This window comes from Bifidobacterium bifidum ATCC 29521 = JCM 1255 = DSM 20456 (assembly GCF_001025135.1).
GTDB lineage: Bacteria > Actinomycetota > Actinomycetes > Actinomycetales > Bifidobacteriaceae > Bifidobacterium > Bifidobacterium bifidum.
Genome location: NZ_AP012323.1, coordinates 1,897,098 through 1,914,025 on the forward strand (window position 1 = coordinate 1,897,098; position 16,928 = coordinate 1,914,025).

The following is a 16,928-nucleotide window of genomic DNA, read 5'->3' on the forward strand; positions in this document are numbered from 1 at the left end:
GTTCGTGAAGAGTGATGGACGCCGTTTCAGCGCCAGCGCCGGGCGGACACCGCGTCGGCGAGCTCGTGCAGCAGCCGTTCCGTCTCGTCCCAGCCGATGCAGCGGTCGGTGATCGACTTGCCGTAGACCAGTTGGTCGAGCGGGGCCGCCGGCTGGTTGCCGCTTTCGATGAAGCTTTCCATCATGATGCCGGTGATGCCTTCCTCGCCATCGGCTATGCGCCGGGCGATGTCTCGCACGACCTCTGCCTGCCGGTGCTCGTCCTTGCCGGAGTTGCCGTGCGAGCAGTCGATGATGAGCCCGTGGGTGGCGGCAGATTCTGCCGGCATCATCGCGCGCACGTCGTCCATCGCACGGCGCACGGATGCGGTGTCGTAGTTCGGCCCGTGGATCGAGCCGCGCAGCACCACGTGGCAGTCCGGGTTGCCGAGCGTCTCCACCGCGCAGGCCCGGCCCATGTGGTCGATGCCGAAGAACGTGTGCTGCTGCGCGGAGGCGTAGCAGCCGTTGACGGCGGCCTTGACGGACCCGTCGGTCGCGTTCTTGAATCCGATCGGCATCGACATGCCGCTGGCGAGCTGGCGGTGGACCTGCGATTCGGTGTTGCGGGCGCCGATCGCGCCCCAGCTGACCGCGTCGGAGATGAACTGGGGGCTGGTGGGCTCCAGGAATTCCGTGGCGGCGGCGAGTCCTTCGCCCAGCACGCCGATCAGCGTCTTGCGCGCGAGCAGCAGGCCCTTGCGGATGTTGTGGCTGCCGTCGATGTCGGGGTCGTTGATCAGCCCCTTCCAGCCAACCGTCGTTCGCGGCTTCTCGAAGTACACGCGCATCACGATGAGCAGTTCGCCTTCGGTCTCCTTCATCACCTTCGACAGCCGGTGCGCGTAGTCGAGCGCGGCGTTCGGGTCGTGCACCGAGCAGGGGCCGACGATGACGAGCAGACGGTCGTCCTGCCCATACAGGCAGGCGCGTATCTCGTCGCGCGAGTAGGCGACGATCTCCTGCGCGGCGGAGTCAAGAGGCAGTTCCGCCAACACCTGGGCCGGGGTGGGCAGCGGTTCGAGCTCCAGCACACGGCGGTTGATGATACGGCTGACGCCCACCTGATCCTCCCAGCGCGGCACGCCCGTGGCGAGCAGCGGGTTCTTGCCCTCGTCCATGGCCTGCCGGATGGCCCGCAGCTCCTCCGGCGTGTTCAGCGGCTTCGGGCCGGCGTGACGCGGCGTGCCCTGCGGCGTACGCTCTCCCATGTTCTGCTGCTGCATGACGTGATGTCTCCTTGCCTTGTTCTCTCCCCCAAGGATAAGGCACGGCCCTGTACTTGGCCATACACGGGCCGCGCCAGCCCGTATCCGCCGCGCATGACGAACGTCCCCATGCCCCGCGTCGAACGGGCACGGGGACATTACGATGTTCTGGAGCGCTGCCGTCTCGCCGGCCGCGGCGTCCTTGTAGTCGCCGGCCGCGATCGCGACCACCGGCAACACCGCCAGGATCGTCTTCCAGGGAGTTTTGCGCCCTGAGTGCCGTGCCGATTCCGCCATCACGCGCCCTCCTTCACCGACGCGAACAACGTCACGCCTTCGCCCACAGTTGCCGTGCATTCATCATGATGAGCCATGCCCTTTCAGTCTTCTTTGACTTGCGCCACGCTGCGGTCGCGCACTAATACCCCCCTGCCCGCGCTGGCACCTATGCCAACACGCGCCGGTATCCGCGGTGTTTCTTGAAGGAGAGGAACCACCGCTTGAACTCTTATGCGAGCCTAACATGAAACGGGAAAAAAACGGGGGCACTTGATTTATACAAGAGTTGTTGTACAATATTTCTTGTCAATTGGATATCGCTTCATAACATGAGCGCAGCATCACACGCGACAGGTGTCATGAGGCACGGAAGGAACGGACATGGCACAGGCTTCCGACACGGCGCAACCGCAGACGCCGCCCCGCCGCGACAACCCCGCGACAGTCACCGACACGAACCGCCTGAAGGCGCTGTCGCACCCCACACGACTGCGCATACTGACCGTGATGAGCGACACCGAACCCGTCACGGTCGGCCAGATCGCCGAACAGCTCGGAGAATCGGCCGGAACGGTCAGCTATCACCTGAAACAGCTCGAAAAGGCCGGATTCGTCACGCAAACGCCATCACCCGACGGAGACAACCGCAGAAGCTGCTGGCTGGCCGCCCAACGCAGACTGGAAATCAACGCGGACGCGGCCGTCGATTCGGCAATGGCGACGACAATGGATCAGGTCAGCTCCACGCTTCGGCAAGAGGCATGGCAGCGATACAGGTCGGCCTCTGACAACCTGCCCAAACAGTGGACGGACCCAACGGTGACGAGCAGCAGCGTGCTGCGGCTGACAAGCGAGGAATACGCGCGCATGTCACAGGAGTTGCGCGAGCTCTTCAACACATGGACATCACGCGACCTCGCACACGAGGAAGGGGACGGCTCGCAACCCGTCATGCTCAACATCGACGCCTTCAGATGGCTGCCATAACGGCGGCCTGACATACCCTCTCACCCCACGCCCTGCGCCCACAATGCAATGGGCGAGCGCAAGCATACGCAATTTCACCCCTCGACGCACAACACCCCTCAACTTATTCAAAGGAAACATCATGCCCGAATCATCGCAGGCGCAAACCGCGCCACACCGCGAACGCACTTCCCCGCAACGCAGTGAATCGCTGTGGGGCAACCCCACATATCGTCAATGGTTCACTGCAGACACCGCCTCGACGATCGGAGCCGCGATGAGAGGCTTCGCGATCTCGCTGATCGCCTTCTCGCTCACCCAATCGGTGGTGCTCGCCGGATGGCTCGCCACGTTCAGCCAAATTGCCACGCATGTCAGCGACGTGTTCGGCGGCACGGTCGTGGACCGGCACAACCGCAAAGGGCTCATCATCGCCAACGCCGTGTTCGGCACGCTGCTGTGGGGAACGGTGTTCGTGCTGATCGCCCTGCATGCGATCGCATTCCCGATATTCGCCATCGTGACGGTCGCGGCGTCAGCGGTCAACGGACTACTCGCCAACGCGACCAACGCGATGCTGCGCACGATCATACCGACCCGCGAATATCCGAAGGCGCAAAGCCTCAATCAGGGGCGCGATTCCGTGGTCAGCATCGCGGGATCCCCGCTCGGCGGTGTGCTGTACGCGGTCGCGCCGTGGCTGCCGTTCGCGGTCGCCTCGCTGATGTACGCGATCAGCGGTGTCAGTGCCGCCCAGCTGCGCGTCGACGAACATGTCCGCGACATGGTGACGACAGATCGCAAGAGCAAGCGCCCCGACACCGCGTCGCAAGCGGACTGCACGTCCGATGCCGCCGTCGCGCCCGACGCCGATGCGACAGCAGAGTCGGCGCACACCTCGTTCTTCGAGGATTTCATCGAAGGATGGCGCTGGACGCTGCGCAGGCACACGCTGCTGGCGATCTGCGTAATCGCCGCGCTGGTGAATTTCGGGCTCAACGGCGTGTTCGCCGCGGTGAACCTGCAACTGGTGAGCACCCACGTGGACTCCGTGCGACTCGGTTTCGTCAACACCGTCATGGGAGTCGGCATGCTGATCGGCGCGGTGATCGCCGCACGGGTATGCGAGCGAGTGCACATGGGCACCGGTCTGGTCGTCCTGTCGGTGACGTCGCTGCTGACATTGCTGCCGATGCTGTTCAGCAACGATTACCTGGTGATACTGGCGTCATCGCTGATCGTCGGGCTGCCCATCCCCACCATCAACTCGCTGCTGATGGGATTCGTGTTTGCCAAAGTGCCGAGCGAGATGCAGGGACGTGTCGAGTCGGCGAGCGGCATGCTGTCGATGATACCCACGCTGTTCTGCTCAGCGCTCGCCGGCTCCCTGCTGCCACGCATCGGGTTCGGCGCCACGATTGGCCTGTTCCTGGCCGTGCTTGCGGTCAATGTGGTCATCGCGCTGCTGATGCCGTCGATCCGCTCGCTCCCCGCCGCCGACCACTGGGACGACGCGTCGCTGTGACGATGCATCACTGAAGCAGCGCCAATGCAAAAAAACGGTTCGGCGCGGCCTCTCGAACAGACAAGGCCACGCCGAACCTACGTATATGCTAACAGCCATGTATTGTGGCATGCCCCACCTAGCGGCCTAGGCCGGGCACCGGATCAGAGCGCGCGACGCGCGTCGATGGCGTCGGCGAGCGTGTGCAGCAGCTCCTCGGTGCGCTCCCACGGCACGCAGGAGTCGGTGACCGACTGGCCATACACCAGCTGGTCGAGCGGTGCCGGTTTCTGATGCCCGCCCTTGAGGAAGCTCTCCATCATGACGCCGAGGATGCCCGGCTCTCCATCGGCGATACGCGAGGCGATGTTCTCAATGACCTCGGCCTCGACGTTCTCATCCTTGCCGCAATTGCCGTGCGCCGCATCGATGACCAGACCGCGTTCGCTCGGACCGCTCGCCTTCGACGCGCGCAACGCCTCAAGCGCGGCCGCCACGGAAGCCGCATCGTAGTTCGGGCCGGTGTTCGACCCACGCAGGATCAGATGGCAGTCCGGGTTGCCCTTCGTTTCGGCGGAGATCACGCGGCCATCCAGGTTGATCGACAGGAAATGGTGCTCGAACCCGGCCGCGAAACACGAGTCGGCGGCCGGCTTGATCGAACCGTCGGTCGCGTTCTTGAAGCCGATCGGCATCGACATGCCGCTCGCCAGCTCACGATGCACCTGCGACTCCGTGTTGCGCGCGCCGATCGCCCCCCAACTGATCAGATCGCAGATGTACTGCGGCGTAATCGGATCCAGCCATTCGGTCGCCGTCGGCAGCCCCAGGCCAAGCACGTCGGTCAGCACCTTGCGCGCCAGCCACATGCCCTTGCGGATATCGAAGCGGCCATCCAGATCCGGGTCGTTGATCAGACCCTTCCAGCCGATCGTCGTGCGCGGCTTCTCGAAATACACGCGCATCACGATCATCAGTCGGTCCTCAAGCTCGCCCTTGAGCGCCGCAAGACGCTGCGCGTACTCGTGCGCCGCTTTCGGATCGTGAATCGAGCACGGGCCGACGATGACCAGCAGACGATCATCGCGACCGTGCAGGATGTCGCGGATCTGCTGACGCGATTGCAGCACCAGGTCGCTCATATCATCGGTGAGCGGCAGTTCCCTGAGAAAATACCGCGGTGCCGGAATCGGGTCGAGCTGGCGAATGTTCACGTCCACCGTTTCAGGGAACACGGCATTCCCGCCCAAATGCCGCTCGTCCTCGGAACTGTCCGGACCACGAAGCCCTGCCATCGCTCTGCTCTCCTTCCGCACCGCAGGCCGGCGTCTTTCGACCCGCGCCCTCACGTCGCATACCAATACCGAACACACAATAGTAGGTGCCGTCGGAATACGGAAAACAACGGCTGCAATGCGGGCACGGCGGAGCCGCGAAACCGTCACCCGGCGAAAGTCCCATTCCGGCGGCTGCGGATGGGACTTTCGCGGGATGGAGATGGGGCGCTATTCGCAGGCGACGCCGTCGCCGTCGCGATCGAGTTTGGTCGAGTAGCCGGGCTGCCCTTTGTATAGCGGCGCTTTGCCGGCTGCACGCACCGCGGCGCAGTTCTTGTAGTAGACATCGGAACTGTCGCCGTCAGACGGAGCGGCCGGCTCCACCACCGTGCCCGACTCGGACTGTTCGCCCGATGAACCGTCCTGCGATGAGCTGCCTTGCGACACGTCCTCCTGCGGCGCCACTGATTCCGCGCCGTCGCCGGTCGGAACGGTCTGGGCCGGGCAGGACGACAGCACGCGCGACATCGCATCATGCTCGGCCTGCGTCACCCACAGCGAGTACTTCGCCTTCACGCCGATCTGCCGAGCCACGTATGAGCAGCGGAACGATTTGTTGGCGGGCAGCCAGGTCGCCGCGTCGCCGTCGGACTTGCGCTGGTTCGACGGGCCGTCCACCGCGAGCAGGTTGTACGGGTCATTCGCCAGCTGCTTGCGCCGGTCGGCGATCAGCTGCTGCGCGCCCTTCTGCCATGCGTCCGACAGCGCCACCACATGATCGATCTGCACGGCCGCCGAGGTGCTTTGCCCGCGCACGAAATCAATCACCGCGGCGGTGTACGGGTCGACGAGCCGACCGCTGGTCACCACGCAATTGTGCGTACCGGCCTTGTGAGTCTTGTTGGTGAGGTCACGGTTGAGGATGTCGTTGCGCGTGTCGCACCCGTTGTGGTCGACGTCGGCCCATGCCGCGCCGAACTGGTCGCGCGAATAACCGGTTTTCGGTGCACGTCCCTTGACCGGCAACGTCTCCAGCACGCTCGTGGCGAGCTGTCCGCCGGACGCGGAAGCCGAGCTTGACGGTTCGGACGACTCAGCCGATTCGGATTGTCCGGACGACTGACGCTCAGCCGACCCCGCATCGGAGCCGGGAGTTCCGCATGCGCCGACGGTCAACACGAACGCGATCGGGATAAGACACGTCAGTATTCGATTGAATGTATTGAATGATGTGCGGCTTCCGACCAACGCTTTCTTCATCATGCAGCTTTCTCTGGGCTTATTCCGCTATGCCGCAACCGATGCGCGGTCCTCTGGCTAGAAACATCATTGTCATCCAACAATAGCGGAAGACCGCCGCCAATGACGATTCCCCACATCGAACGGCACATTCCTTTCGTAAAATGTCCATCCGACACGGGGAATCGACGAAATCGGTCATTCAGTCTCGTGCTCGACGCACGGGCCGATACCTCGCTCAGGCCAGCGCACCCATCGGATCCCATGCGGGGAGCATGGTGGCGGGCTCGGCGAGCGCGGCCTGATACTCGGCCGGGAGCATCGCCTTGGGCACGGCCACCTCGTACACGTACTCGGTGAACCAGTCGTCGCTCATCGTGAAGTAGCCCTTGTCGGCAATCTTGTCGCCCCAGGAGTTCTCCACGCGCCAGCGACGGGTCGTGGTGCCGTCATCGGCCACGTCCACGCCGACGAACGCCATCGCATGGTTCATCGCGGAGTCGCCGAAGCGTACGCGCGACTCCTTGTCCATGTCGAAGTCCACATCGTAGACGCTGCCGTACTCGAACAGGTCAGTCGCCCACGCGCCGCGCTCGCGATCCATGAACGGACCGCAGTCCGCGCCGAACCACACCGGGATGCCCTTTTCGGTCAGGATCGCGCGCACGCAATCCTTCATGAACTGGTTCGGCACGTTCAGGTACTCGGTCGGGTTGCCGCCGGCCACGTTGCCCAGGTGCTCGATGCCGATCTTCTTGCCCTTGGCGTGCTCGCGGCGCGGATCGTCCACGAGGCACACGTAATCCTCAAGGTCGGCGGTGCCCACGTACTTCTTCCAGAACTCGACGGGCGTGATTTCGCCGTCGCGGTGGAACATGCCCTCGGAGTCGGTCCACTCCCAGTCGAAGCTCTTCGGCGGCTCGCCCAGGTGAATCGTCAGGATGCGGTGGCCGGCGGCGACGGTCTTGGCGACCTCGTCGTCGATCGACGCGGGGTCGGAGTACATGTGCGCCACGGCAGTGTGCAGCAGGTGGCGCAGCTGCGTGTTCATAGCGCCCGTGTTCTTCGAGGATTCGGTCTCCGGGAACAGGTCCTTCGGCACGGCACCGTACTTCTTGTACACGTTCAGCGCCATCGTCCACTGGCCTCCGTCACCCATCACGTCGGCGAGCAGGTGCTGGATCAGGCGCGAGTCGGACGGCTCTCCGGCACGAACCAGCGCGGCGACGTCCTGCAGGAAGTAGTTGACACGCTCCAGCTTGTCGAAGTACATCGCGTAGTTCTGGGAGAACTCGAACTCCTTGACGCCGAGGTTCTTCTTGGCGACGAAACGGGCCACATTCAGCGAGCTGAACAGCCAGCAGCGACCGGAACGGTCCTGATGGGTGACCTCGCCGTTGTCGACGGTGACGGAGAAGCGGCGCTGCAGCAGACGGGAACGGTCATAGTTCAGCGCGACCTTGTCGATACCGGCGGCGGTGACGGCGTTCATGGCCAGACGGTTGGACTGGCTGGCATCGAATGATGTGACCAGATCGTTCAGCTGCTCGCCGGACAGCGGTGTGATTTCAGACGATGACGTGTTCTCGGTCATGCTGCTCCTTTGACTTGGGACGTGCGCGGCCGGTTTTGTGGCCGCAATGAAACGTGGCATCCAGCGTTTGACCGGATGCCACGACGGGTCTCTAATGAGTGTAGCGGCGACAGCGGATTCCCGCCATCGAACCGGTTCAATACCTTGATTCGGCAGGAGCTCGGCGACTTCTACAGCCGCCTGCGGGCCGGACGGCGAAGCCCGGCATCCGACGCTTCGGAATCCCGGCCGACTGCTATTCGGCGGTTTCGGCCTCGCCGGCCTCGGTGTGCTCGGCCACATGCTCGGCGACCGGCTCGGCGGCGACCGCTTCCGCATCCTGATTGTCGTCATGCTCCGCGACGGCATGCGACTCATACGCCGGTGCCGGCTCATCCTGCGCGGCGGCATTGTACAGCGGCACATCGGGCGCTCCCTGATGCGACGCGGCGCCAGGCCGCTCCGCCCCCTGCTCGTTCATGAACCCGAATCCGCTGAACGCCTTGGTAAACATCGAACGCAGCTCGGACACGCGCTGCGTGATGGCCGCCTCACGCGATTGCAGCTCGGCGATGCGCCCCTGAAGATCCTCCAGCTCGACCTGCGCGGCCTTGCGGCGATCCTCGATCTGCGACGCCGCATCCTCGCCGGCCTTTTCCAGGATCTGCGCGGCCTGATCGTCGGCCTCCTTGCGCTTGCTCGCCGCATACGTGTCGGCATCCTCGCGCACGGTCTTCGCCTGGCCGATCAGCTCGTCGGATTCCTTCTTGGCGGCCACGCGACGCTCTTCGAGGTTTTCGAGCAGCTCGCTCACCTTCTTGGTCGCTTCGTCCTGCTGGGCGGCGATGTCAGTGCGAATCTGCTCGACCTCGGCGTTGACCTGGCTCATCGTCTGCGTGTGGCGGACCTCGGCGTCGTCGCGAATCTCCTGCGCCTTCGCCTTGGCCGCATCGATAATCTCGCCCGCCCTGCGCTGCGCGTCGGCCATCATCTTGGACACCTGCTCGCGCACGTCGGACAGTTTCTTGTTCGCCTCCGCGAGCGCCGCCTGAATCTGGTCGTTGGACTCGGACTTGAGCTTGGCAATCTCCTCGTTCGCGCTCCTGCGCTGCGAGGCGATCTGCTGGGTCGCCTTCGCCTGCATCTCGGCGATCTCGCGCTCCTGCTTGGCGCGCTCCGACGCCATGCGCTTTTCATGCTCCTCGCGCGAATTGGTGAGTTCGAGATCGACGGACTGACGCTGCTCGGTCACGATCTTCGCCGTTTCGGCGCGCAGCTGGGCGGCGTCCTGCTGCGCGCTGGTCGTAATGGTCTGCGCCTGATTGGTGGCGTTGCCGGTAATCGTATCGGCCTTGGCCTGAGCGTCATCGAGAAGATGCTGCGCATCCAGCTTCGCATTGTTGATCAGCGTCTCCGCCTGAGCCTTGGCGGACGCGCGAGTCGAGGCGGCATCCTGCTTGGCACGCTCCAACAGCTCGGTGCTGGTCTGCTCCGCGGAGGCAAGCATCTGCTGGGCGTTGGCGCCCAACGAGGCGAACGTGTGGTTCTTGGACGACTGACGGTTGCGCTCCTCCTGCAGCTTCGCCTGCAACTGCAGCAGACGATCCCCGTCCTGCTTGATCTGCGCACGCAACGCGGCCAGCGTCTGCTGCGCGCTGGCAAACGCCCGGTCCACCTGCTCCTTATCGTATCCACGTATCACAATCGGGAACTGGTCCGCCATGTTCGGTTCCTTTCGCCATTACACCTGCTCGTTAGCACAACCACACACGACTGTACCGCATGGCGTCAAGCCCACGCCAGAAACGCGACGAACCATACGCGAACGTACACACATGCCAGCAAGAAACCAGCTGCATCCCAGCAAAACGTCAGGCGATGAGAATATCCCCGGACGACGGCTGCAGATAATAACGGACCGTCTCGCGCACCACATCGCGCCCGGCACGCACCTGCTGGCGCAGATCCAGGCCGTTCTGCAGCCTGCTGCCGCCATTGATCGGAGGGAAGCTGACGAAGCCGGCCAGCACACGATCCTGTGTCGCCGTCCAGTGCAGCAGCTGGTAGAACAGCGAATTGCATACGAACGTGCCCGCGTCGGAACTGAGCGTGGCGGGTATGCCGTCGCGCGCGAAATCGTTGATGATGGCCCGCAACGGCAAACGGGTCCAATATGCGGCCGGGCCGTCCTTGATGATCGGCTCGAACCGCGGCAGCGCGTTGTCGGCGTCAGGGCGGGCAGCGTTCATCAGGTTCGTGGCGCAGCGTTCCATCGCCACGCTGTGCGCCGCATGCTTGAGACCGGTCGCGATCACGATGTCCGGCCGGGTCGCGTCCAAGGTCTCCAGCAACGTGGGCCAAGCGTTGGCGAAGCTGACCGGGAGCGCCACGGTGTTGATGGACACGTTGGCGTCATGCAGCGGATCGTCCACGTCGGACGGCTCCCCGATGCCGTCGCGGACGAGCGCCTCGGGCACTTCGTACGACGGGTTGACGTCGATGTTCTCGTAGTGGTCGAACCCACAAATCACGACATTGAGCTGCTGCATGATGCCAGTGTACCCCGCGAACGCCTGCCGCTGCTATTGCTCGCGGACCTGGGCGAACACCTGATGCATCCGTTCGCGTGCGAGACGCTTGCGGATCTCCAGCGAGATCTGCTCGGCCTGGGGCAGGTCGTCGCGCGTGGTGATCTTCATGTTGGTCCGGGAGCCGGCCACGATGGCGACCGGGACGTCGGGCAGGTAGTCGACGACCACGCGCGTATCATCGGTCGGATGGAAATCGGGGTCGCGCGAGGCTAGCTCGTATGCGCGGCGGATGGTCTCGAACCGGAATGCCTGCGGAGTCTGCGCCCGGAACATGTTCGCGCGGTCCGGGACGGAGCGCACGACCTTGCGGTCGCCCAGATCCTCGGTGAGCAGCATCGTGTCGGTGGAGGCGAATGCGACCGTGGCTGCCTCGAACTCGTCCAGCGCGGTGACGCATCCGTCGATCGAGGACTGCTCGACAAACGGGCGCACCGCGTCGTGGATCAGCAGTTTCGCGCGGGGCGGGATGCCAGCTGCCCCCAGCGCCTGCAGAGCCGCCGCAGTGCTGTCGGCGCGTTCGGCGCCGCCGTCAATGATCATGCGCACCTTCGGGTAGCCGGCCTCATCGACCAGGCGTTCCACTTCATCGCGCACCTGCGGGTTGACGACGACGATGGTGTCGGTGACATGCGGGTTCTGCTCGAACGCCTCGATGGACCAGCAGACGATCGGCTTGTCGTCGACGCTCACCAGCTGCTTGGGGTTGTCCGGATCGAAGCGCGTGCCGAAGCCGGCGGCCAATACCACGGCGACGACCGGTGCTTCGGGTTCTCTGTCATCTCTCTGAGTCATACCGCCCACCGTATGACCCGCCCTGCCCGGGTGTGACGGAAGCCACACTCTTCTGCACGGAATTTTTTCTGATTCGACGACGAACAGGCCGCCGACACCGGTGTCGGCCCCGCCGCAACGGGCTATCTCGCTTTCGAGGGGTTGATTTCGGCTCGGCCGAACATCTATCTGCGTTTCAAGGGGTTGCCAAAACACGATACCGCGAGTATTAAGCGCCAAACGCCATTGGAATCATGCGGTTTAGGGCCTTGGGCTACTTGGCCATCAACCTCACGAAACGAAGATAGATGTTCCCGACCGGTGGAATCAACCTCACGAAACGAAGATAGCGGCCCGATTCGTCACAACCGAGGCAAATCGGGGTCAGCCGCGCATGATCAGGGCGAGCAGGCGTCCCTCGTGCGCCTTGCCGGCGAGCGAGGCGCGGCGGTGGGAGTACCACAGCGGGTTCTCCAGCGTGCACATGCTGTGGCGCACGGTGCTCCAGCGGTCGGCGAGCGCAGGCTCGCCTTCGCCGTCGGCGGCACACAGCGAGGCAAGCTCTTCGTCTTCATACAGGTATTGGGAGGCGGCGTTGACGCGCGGGCGCGAATCGACGATGCTGTCGGCGGGAACACCCGCCTTGGCAAGCTCCATGCGGGCGGCCTTGGCGATGTCGATGCCGGGGCCTCCGAATCGCGTCAGAGTGAACGTACCGGGGAATTGCGCGTCGAACTCGCCGGCGATGGCGTCGCCGACCTCGTAGCAGTCGCCGCAGATGCACGGTCCGAGCGTGGCCGCGATGCGCTCCGGCGCAGCGCCCTTGGCCACCATCGCATCAATCGTGGCACCGATGATGCCGCGCTGCAGGCCCTTGCGCCCGCAGTGAGCGGCGCCGATCACGCCGGCCTGGGCGTCGGCCATCAGCACCGGCAGGCAATCCGCAGCGAACATGCCCAGCGCCACACCCGCGCGATACGTGACTTGCCCGTCCGCCTCCACGACGGTCGCGGCCTGCGCCTCGCCGTCGGCGGTCACCTCACCGGGCGTGCCGGACACATCGAAGCCGAACGGGGTGTTCAGATGCCATGATGCATCCACGTCCACCGCACGCCCGGAATGCACCTGACTGACCAGCGAGAGCCCGCAGCCGACGGATTTCGCGAGCGACACGCGATTGGCGAGAATCGCCTGCAGGTCGTCGCCGCCCTTGCCGCCGAGATTGCAATCGCCGAAATCGCCGTGGCTCACCCCGCCCAGGCGCGTGGTGTAGACGACAGTGACACCAGGCGCCAGCGCGATCGGGATCGTCACTGGAACCGGGTTGCCCTCCTCGTCGGTGGGGCTGATGGCGTTGCTGTCCAGAATCTCATCATCAAACTGCGTATCGCTCATGATTCCTTATCCTATGTGATTGCATGCTCTTCGGCTCGGCGATTGGCGTCAGGCGGCTTTGAGGGTGGGGTGCTTGGTGCGGGAGCGGATCGCGGCGTTGACCGGCACCTCATGCGGGCACGGCATGGAGAACACGTGCGCCGGATTGTTGATGGCTTGCACCCAGTTGCCGTCGGCGTCGCGAAGGCCGTTTTCGGGCACGGTGTAGATGAGCGGCGCATCGCCCGGCAGCAGGAATTCGATCTCCTGGCCGGGTTCGATCTTGTTGCGGCTCATCAGCGTGACGCGACCGCCTTCGTCCGGGCTCCACGACAGCACTTCGCCGACGACCAGCCATGAGCGGAAGTAGCCGCTGCGGTTGGTGTTCTCGGTGACCTTGCGGTCCGGGTAGTAGAAGCCGGTGGAGTATTCGCGGTGAGCGACCTTGTAGGGTTCCTCTTTCAACCATTCGGGCAGTGTGACGGGCGGCGCGGGCGCGACGGCCGCATGCTGCCAGCCGTTCGTGTCGATCGGGGACTCGTCGCGCGTGTTCGATTTGCGGCGCGTGCTGCGGGCCTGTTGTTCAAGATCGGAGATACGGTCTGGGGCGGTGGGGCTCTGGCCGACTTCCAGGACGCCGTCGTCGCCGGGGACGCCGGCGAAGGCGACGTCGGCCTGTTCCATGATGTGGTCCGTGAGATCGGCACCGGACAGTTCCGCCGCGTACGGGTCATCGTTCAGCCAGACGGGGGCGGGCGCGTCGGTGCGAATCACGCGGTCGTGGAACGGGCGCAGCGTGTTGCCGTCCGCGGCCTCGAAACCGCGCTGCACCATGTATTCGTTGACGGCGGTCTTGTAGGCGTTGGTCATCGCGGCGATGTAGTACGCGCTTTTGGCCCGGCCCTCGATCTTGAGGCTGGTGGCGCCGGAGTCGATCAGGTCATCCAGGTGCTCCATCATGCACATGTCCTGCGAGTTGAACAGGTACGTGCCCTCTTTGGTCTCCTCGACCGGGAAGTACTGGCCGGGACGCTTCTCCTCGACCAGCGAGTACTTCCAGCGGCACGGCTGCGCGCATTCGCCGTGGTTGCCGTCGCGACCGGTCAGATAGTTGGAGATCAGGCAGCGTCCGGAGAACGCCATGCACATCGACCCGTGCACGAAGCATTCGACATCCATGTCGTCGGGAATGTTGGCGCGGATGTCTCGCACGGCCTGCAGATCCATCTCGCGGGCGAGCACGACGCGTCTGGCGCCGAGGTCGTACAGCGCGTTGGCGGCACCGTAGTTCGTGACGCCCGCCTGCGTGGAGACGTGCAGTTCCAGCTCGGGGGCGACGCTATGCGCGGTCATGAGCACGCCGATGTCGGTGACGATCAGCGCATCCACACCGGTGCCGGCCAGCTGGCTGATGTATTCCTGGATGGCCCTGACCTCGTTGTTGCGCGGCAACACATTGCAGGTCACATATACGCGGGCGCCCCGCGCATGGGCGTAGCGGGCGCCCTCTTCGAAGTCCTCCAGGCTCAGGTTCTTCGGAGCACTTCTCATGCCGAACGCCTTGCCGCCGCAATATACGGCGTCGGCCCCGTAATCGACCGCAGCCTTCAGCCCGCGCAGGTTGCCCGCCGGAGCCAGCACTTCCGGCTTACGCCGGGCCATTCGTTGTTGAGATTCAAGCACCCCACCAGTGTAGTGCATGGAATCTGGTGCCAATGTCGCGCCTCTGACATCAGGCGTCAAGTACACCCCCCCCCCTTAACAAAATCCGCTCGGCGAGTTCTAGTGATCGTTGCAACACCTGACCTACCGCAAGGAGGGTCAGGTGACCGGGAGCCACCGAAACGAAGACCGTGGCGGGGAACGCCGTTGGGCGTTCAACGGCGTCGAATATCCGACGAGGAAGCTGATGTGCGAGGCGAGGCGCGAGGAGTACGTGCGTCTGCCGGACGAGGAGGGCATGAACTTCACCCAAGCCGCCCATGCGGTCGGGGTCTCCAAGCGCAACGGCAAGGTATGGCGCAACGGGCGCACCCGCGCCACCGGGAGGAACAAAAAGGCAAGCATGGACTGGTATCGTTCCACCATGGACAAACCCAAACGGATCCACGCGCGCTACCTCAATCAGGAGGAGCGCATCCCGATCGCCGACCGGCTGCGCCCGGGCGATTCGATCCGCGCCATCGCCCGGCTGTCGGGACGCGACCCCGGCGCGGTCAGCCGCGAGGTCGAGCGCAACAGGAACCCCGGGACCGGCGACTGCGAGCCCTGCCGCGCCCAGCAGAAGGCGGCCGGCCGGCTCAAACGCCCCAGACCGCGCAAGGCGGCCGACGGCACGCCGTTGTGGGCGGAGATACCGGCCGGGTTGCGCAGGCATTGGAGCCCGGAGCAGATATCCAACCGGCCGAGGCGGAGGACCGGGCGGTCCCCGGCCACTGGGAGGGCGATCTCATCACCGGCAGCCGCAACAAAAGCGCGATCGGCACGCTCGTCGAGCGCACCACCAGGTTCACGATCCTGCTGCACCTGCCCGACGGGCACGACGCCGAACACGTCCAGCGGGCCATCATCGACAAAATGGCCTCGCTGCCCGAACTCCCGCGCAATTCGCTGACCTGGGACCAGGGAGCCGAGCTCGCCCTGCACAAGCGCATCACCACCGCGCCGGACATGCAGGTCTACTTCTGCGACCCGCACAGCCCGTGGCGGCGCGGGTCGAACGAGAACACCAACGGACTGCCGCGCCGGTACTTCCCCAAAGGCACCGACCTATCCGTCCACCCGGAGGACTACCTCGACGCGGTCGCCGAGGAACTCAACGACCGGCCACGCAAGACCCTCGGCTTCATGAAACCAAGCGAGAAGATCATCGAACTACTCGACGCCGCGTGATAGCCTCAACAACCGACAACGTGGCCATGGAAGGCCGCTCAAACCTCAGGCGCTGCAACCACCACTAGAATCCACCTCATGCAACGCATGACTGGGGTGGCCATGCCCTGGAGTCGCAAGACTCCAGTGAGACTACAAAAGCAGGCTCTCAAAACTCGCGGATAGACAAGGAAAACCGCTATTCCACCGGTGTATCTGCGAGTTTTGAGAGCCTGTCGCCTTAAAGCCTCACAAGCTCGTCGGGGGTGAGCTCCAAATCGCCGGCATGCAGGCTGTCGAGGATGGTCTCGGGGCGGTGGGCGCCGGGGATGACGAAGACATGGTCGCCCTTGGCGAGCTCCCACGCGAGCACGACCTGCTGGTAGGAGACGCCACGAGCCGCCGCGATCTCGCGGAACGGGTCGAACTTGGTTTCGTCCTTGGGCTTGCGGAAGCCGCCCAGCGGGCTCCAGCACACGAAGTTCAGACCGACTTTCGCCGTGTATTCCAGCGTATCGGCGGTGTCGAGGTAGATCGGCGAGTACTGGTTCTGCACGGCGATGAGCTTGTCGCCGAGGATGCCGCGCGCGATGTCGATCTGCTCGATGGAAGCGTTGGAGATGCCGGCCTCCTGCGCCACGCCCTCGTCCACCAGCTGCTTGATGGCTTCGACGGACTCGTTGTACGGCACCTTCGGGTCGGGGCGATGGAAGTAGAGCAGGTCAATCGTGTCGACGCCGAGCGCGAGCGCGCTCTCCTTGCCGCGCTTGATCAGGTTTTCAGGGCGCCCGTCCACGTCCCAGGTGGGGCGGCCGTCGGTGAAGTTGCGGAAATGACCGACCTTGGTGGCGATGGTGACCTCATCCTTCGGGCCGTTCCAAGAGGCCATGGCCTCGCGGATCAGCTTTTCGCCGGTCTGCTCTTCGCCGCCGGAGCAGTAGTAGGCCCAAGCCGTGTCGAGGTGACGGCAGCCGGCGTCGAGTGCGGCGTGGATGGTCTCGATGCCCTTATCGTGGCCGAGGTTGTTCTCGATGGTCAGCGGCATTTCGCCGAGGCCGATGGCGGTGGTGCCGAACGGACCGAGGTTGCGGTGCAGTACCATGTGCATCTCCTTGATGGTCATATAGTGTCGCCCTCCACAATACGCCGAGGCCGCGGCGGATACGACCCCGGTAGCAGCGAACGGTTCTCAATAAGAAACGTGCGAGGATTCCGCACAATTTCGCACAATCGCAC

Annotated in this window: 12 protein-coding genes and 1 pseudogene; 3 read left to right on the forward strand and 10 right to left on the reverse strand. The window is 64.3% G+C overall.

What is annotated here, in order from left to right; translation table 11 throughout:
• Positions 1 to 26 precede the first annotated feature (26 nt).
• Positions 27 to 1,265 (reverse strand): 3-deoxy-7-phosphoheptulonate synthase, encoded by a 1,239-nt coding sequence (locus tag BBBF_RS08020; RefSeq protein ID WP_003814408.1) that lies wholly within the window; start codon positions 1,263 to 1,265, stop codon positions 27 to 29.
• A gap of 642 nt (positions 1,266 to 1,907) precedes the next feature.
• Here BBBF_RS08020 and BBBF_RS08025 point away from each other — a divergent pair.
• Together BBBF_RS08025 and BBBF_RS08030 are read left to right on the forward strand one after the other, a co-directional pair.
• Positions 1,908 to 2,513, forward strand: coding sequence for an ArsR/SmtB family transcription factor (locus BBBF_RS08025; RefSeq protein ID WP_003814406.1), 606 nt, complete (start codon positions 1,908 to 1,910; stop codon positions 2,511 to 2,513).
• A gap of 121 nt (positions 2,514 to 2,634) precedes the next feature.
• Positions 2,635 to 4,017: an MFS transporter gene (locus BBBF_RS08030; protein WP_033509832.1), complete on the forward strand. Its 1,383-nt coding sequence runs from the start codon at positions 2,635 to 2,637 to the stop codon at positions 4,015 to 4,017.
• A gap of 143 nt (positions 4,018 to 4,160) precedes the next feature.
• On the opposite strand, the gene BBBF_RS08035 is transcribed toward BBBF_RS08030, so the two are convergent.
• The 8 genes from BBBF_RS08035 to BBBF_RS08070 all read right to left on the reverse strand — a co-directional run bounded on the left by BBBF_RS08035 (position 4,161) and on the right by BBBF_RS08070 (position 14,483).
• A complete protein-coding gene (locus BBBF_RS08035; RefSeq protein WP_013363897.1) occupies positions 4,161 to 5,291 on the reverse strand; it encodes a 3-deoxy-7-phosphoheptulonate synthase in 1,131 nt (376 codons plus the stop codon).
• A 210-nt stretch (positions 5,292 to 5,501) separates the two neighbouring features.
• Positions 5,502 to 6,536 (reverse strand): GmrSD restriction endonuclease domain-containing protein, encoded by a 1,035-nt coding sequence (locus BBBF_RS08040; RefSeq protein WP_021648326.1) that lies wholly within the window; start codon positions 6,534 to 6,536, stop codon positions 5,502 to 5,504.
• A 214-nt stretch (positions 6,537 to 6,750) separates the two neighbouring features.
• Positions 6,751 to 8,106, reverse strand: coding sequence for a C1 family peptidase (locus BBBF_RS08045; RefSeq protein WP_021648324.1), 1,356 nt, complete (start codon positions 8,104 to 8,106; stop codon positions 6,751 to 6,753).
• A 235-nt stretch (positions 8,107 to 8,341) separates the two neighbouring features.
• Positions 8,342 to 9,808, reverse strand: a complete 1,467-nt coding sequence (locus BBBF_RS08050; protein ID WP_021648323.1) for a coiled-coil domain-containing protein — start codon at positions 9,806 to 9,808, stop codon at positions 8,342 to 8,344.
• A gap of 148 nt (positions 9,809 to 9,956) precedes the next feature.
• Positions 9,957 to 10,634: a pyroglutamyl-peptidase I gene (locus tag BBBF_RS08055; protein ID WP_003814393.1), complete on the reverse strand. Its 678-nt coding sequence runs from the start codon at positions 10,632 to 10,634 to the stop codon at positions 9,957 to 9,959.
• Positions 10,635 to 10,667: 33 nt separating this feature from the next.
• Positions 10,668 to 11,468 (reverse strand): IspD/TarI family cytidylyltransferase, encoded by an 801-nt coding sequence (locus tag BBBF_RS08060; protein ID WP_003816580.1) that lies wholly within the window; start codon positions 11,466 to 11,468, stop codon positions 10,668 to 10,670.
• Between the two features lie 363 nt (positions 11,469 to 11,831).
• Complete coding sequence (locus tag BBBF_RS08065; RefSeq protein ID WP_021648322.1) at positions 11,832 to 12,842, reverse strand: purine nucleoside phosphorylase YfiH/LACC1 family protein; 1,011 nt, start codon at positions 12,840 to 12,842, stop codon at positions 11,832 to 11,834.
• 48 nt (positions 12,843 to 12,890) lie between these two features.
• Positions 12,891 to 14,483 (reverse strand): peptidase U32 family protein, encoded by a 1,593-nt coding sequence (locus BBBF_RS08070; protein ID WP_003819588.1) that lies wholly within the window; start codon positions 14,481 to 14,483, stop codon positions 12,891 to 12,893.
• Positions 14,484 to 14,646: 163 nt separating this feature from the next.
• Here BBBF_RS08070 and BBBF_RS08075 point away from each other — a divergent pair.
• Positions 14,647 to 15,713, forward strand: a pseudogene (locus BBBF_RS08075) (IS30 family transposase).
• A gap of 220 nt (positions 15,714 to 15,933) precedes the next feature.
• Here the strand turns inward: BBBF_RS08075 and BBBF_RS08080 are convergent.
• Positions 15,934 to 16,794 (reverse strand): aldo/keto reductase, encoded by an 861-nt coding sequence (locus BBBF_RS08080; RefSeq protein ID WP_003814383.1) that lies wholly within the window; start codon positions 16,792 to 16,794, stop codon positions 15,934 to 15,936.
• Positions 16,795 to 16,928 lie beyond the last annotated feature (134 nt).

Bases quoted from the DNA above. Each gene is read 5' to 3' on its own strand.
- BBBF_RS08020 (WP_003814408.1), bottom strand. From the start codon at position 1,265: ATGCAGCAGCAGAACATGGGAGAGCGTACGCCGCAGGGCACGCCGCGT.
- BBBF_RS08025 (WP_003814406.1), top strand. From the start codon at position 1,908: ATGGCACAGGCTTCCGACACGGCGCAACCGCAGACGCCGCCCCGCCGC.
- BBBF_RS08030 (WP_033509832.1), top strand. From the start codon at position 2,635: ATGCCCGAATCATCGCAGGCGCAAACCGCGCCACACCGCGAACGCACT.
- BBBF_RS08035 (WP_013363897.1), bottom strand. From the start codon at position 5,291: ATGGCAGGGCTTCGTGGTCCGGACAGTTCCGAGGACGAGCGGCATTTG.
- BBBF_RS08040 (WP_021648326.1), bottom strand. From the start codon at position 6,536: ATGATGAAGAAAGCGTTGGTCGGAAGCCGCACATCATTCAATACATTC.
- BBBF_RS08045 (WP_021648324.1), bottom strand. From the start codon at position 8,106: ATGACCGAGAACACGTCATCGTCTGAAATCACACCGCTGTCCGGCGAG.
- BBBF_RS08050 (WP_021648323.1), bottom strand. From the start codon at position 9,808: ATGGCGGACCAGTTCCCGATTGTGATACGTGGATACGATAAGGAGCAG.
- BBBF_RS08055 (WP_003814393.1), bottom strand. From the start codon at position 10,634: ATGCAGCAGCTCAATGTCGTGATTTGTGGGTTCGACCACTACGAGAAC.
- BBBF_RS08060 (WP_003816580.1), bottom strand. From the start codon at position 11,468: ATGACTCAGAGAGATGACAGAGAACCCGAAGCACCGGTCGTCGCCGTG.
- BBBF_RS08065 (WP_021648322.1), bottom strand. From the start codon at position 12,842: ATGAGCGATACGCAGTTTGATGATGAGATTCTGGACAGCAACGCCATC.
- BBBF_RS08070 (WP_003819588.1), bottom strand. From the start codon at position 14,483: ATGGCCCGGCGTAAGCCGGAAGTGCTGGCTCCGGCGGGCAACCTGCGC.
- BBBF_RS08080 (WP_003814383.1), bottom strand. From the start codon at position 16,794: ATGGTACTGCACCGCAACCTCGGTCCGTTCGGCACCACCGCCATCGGC.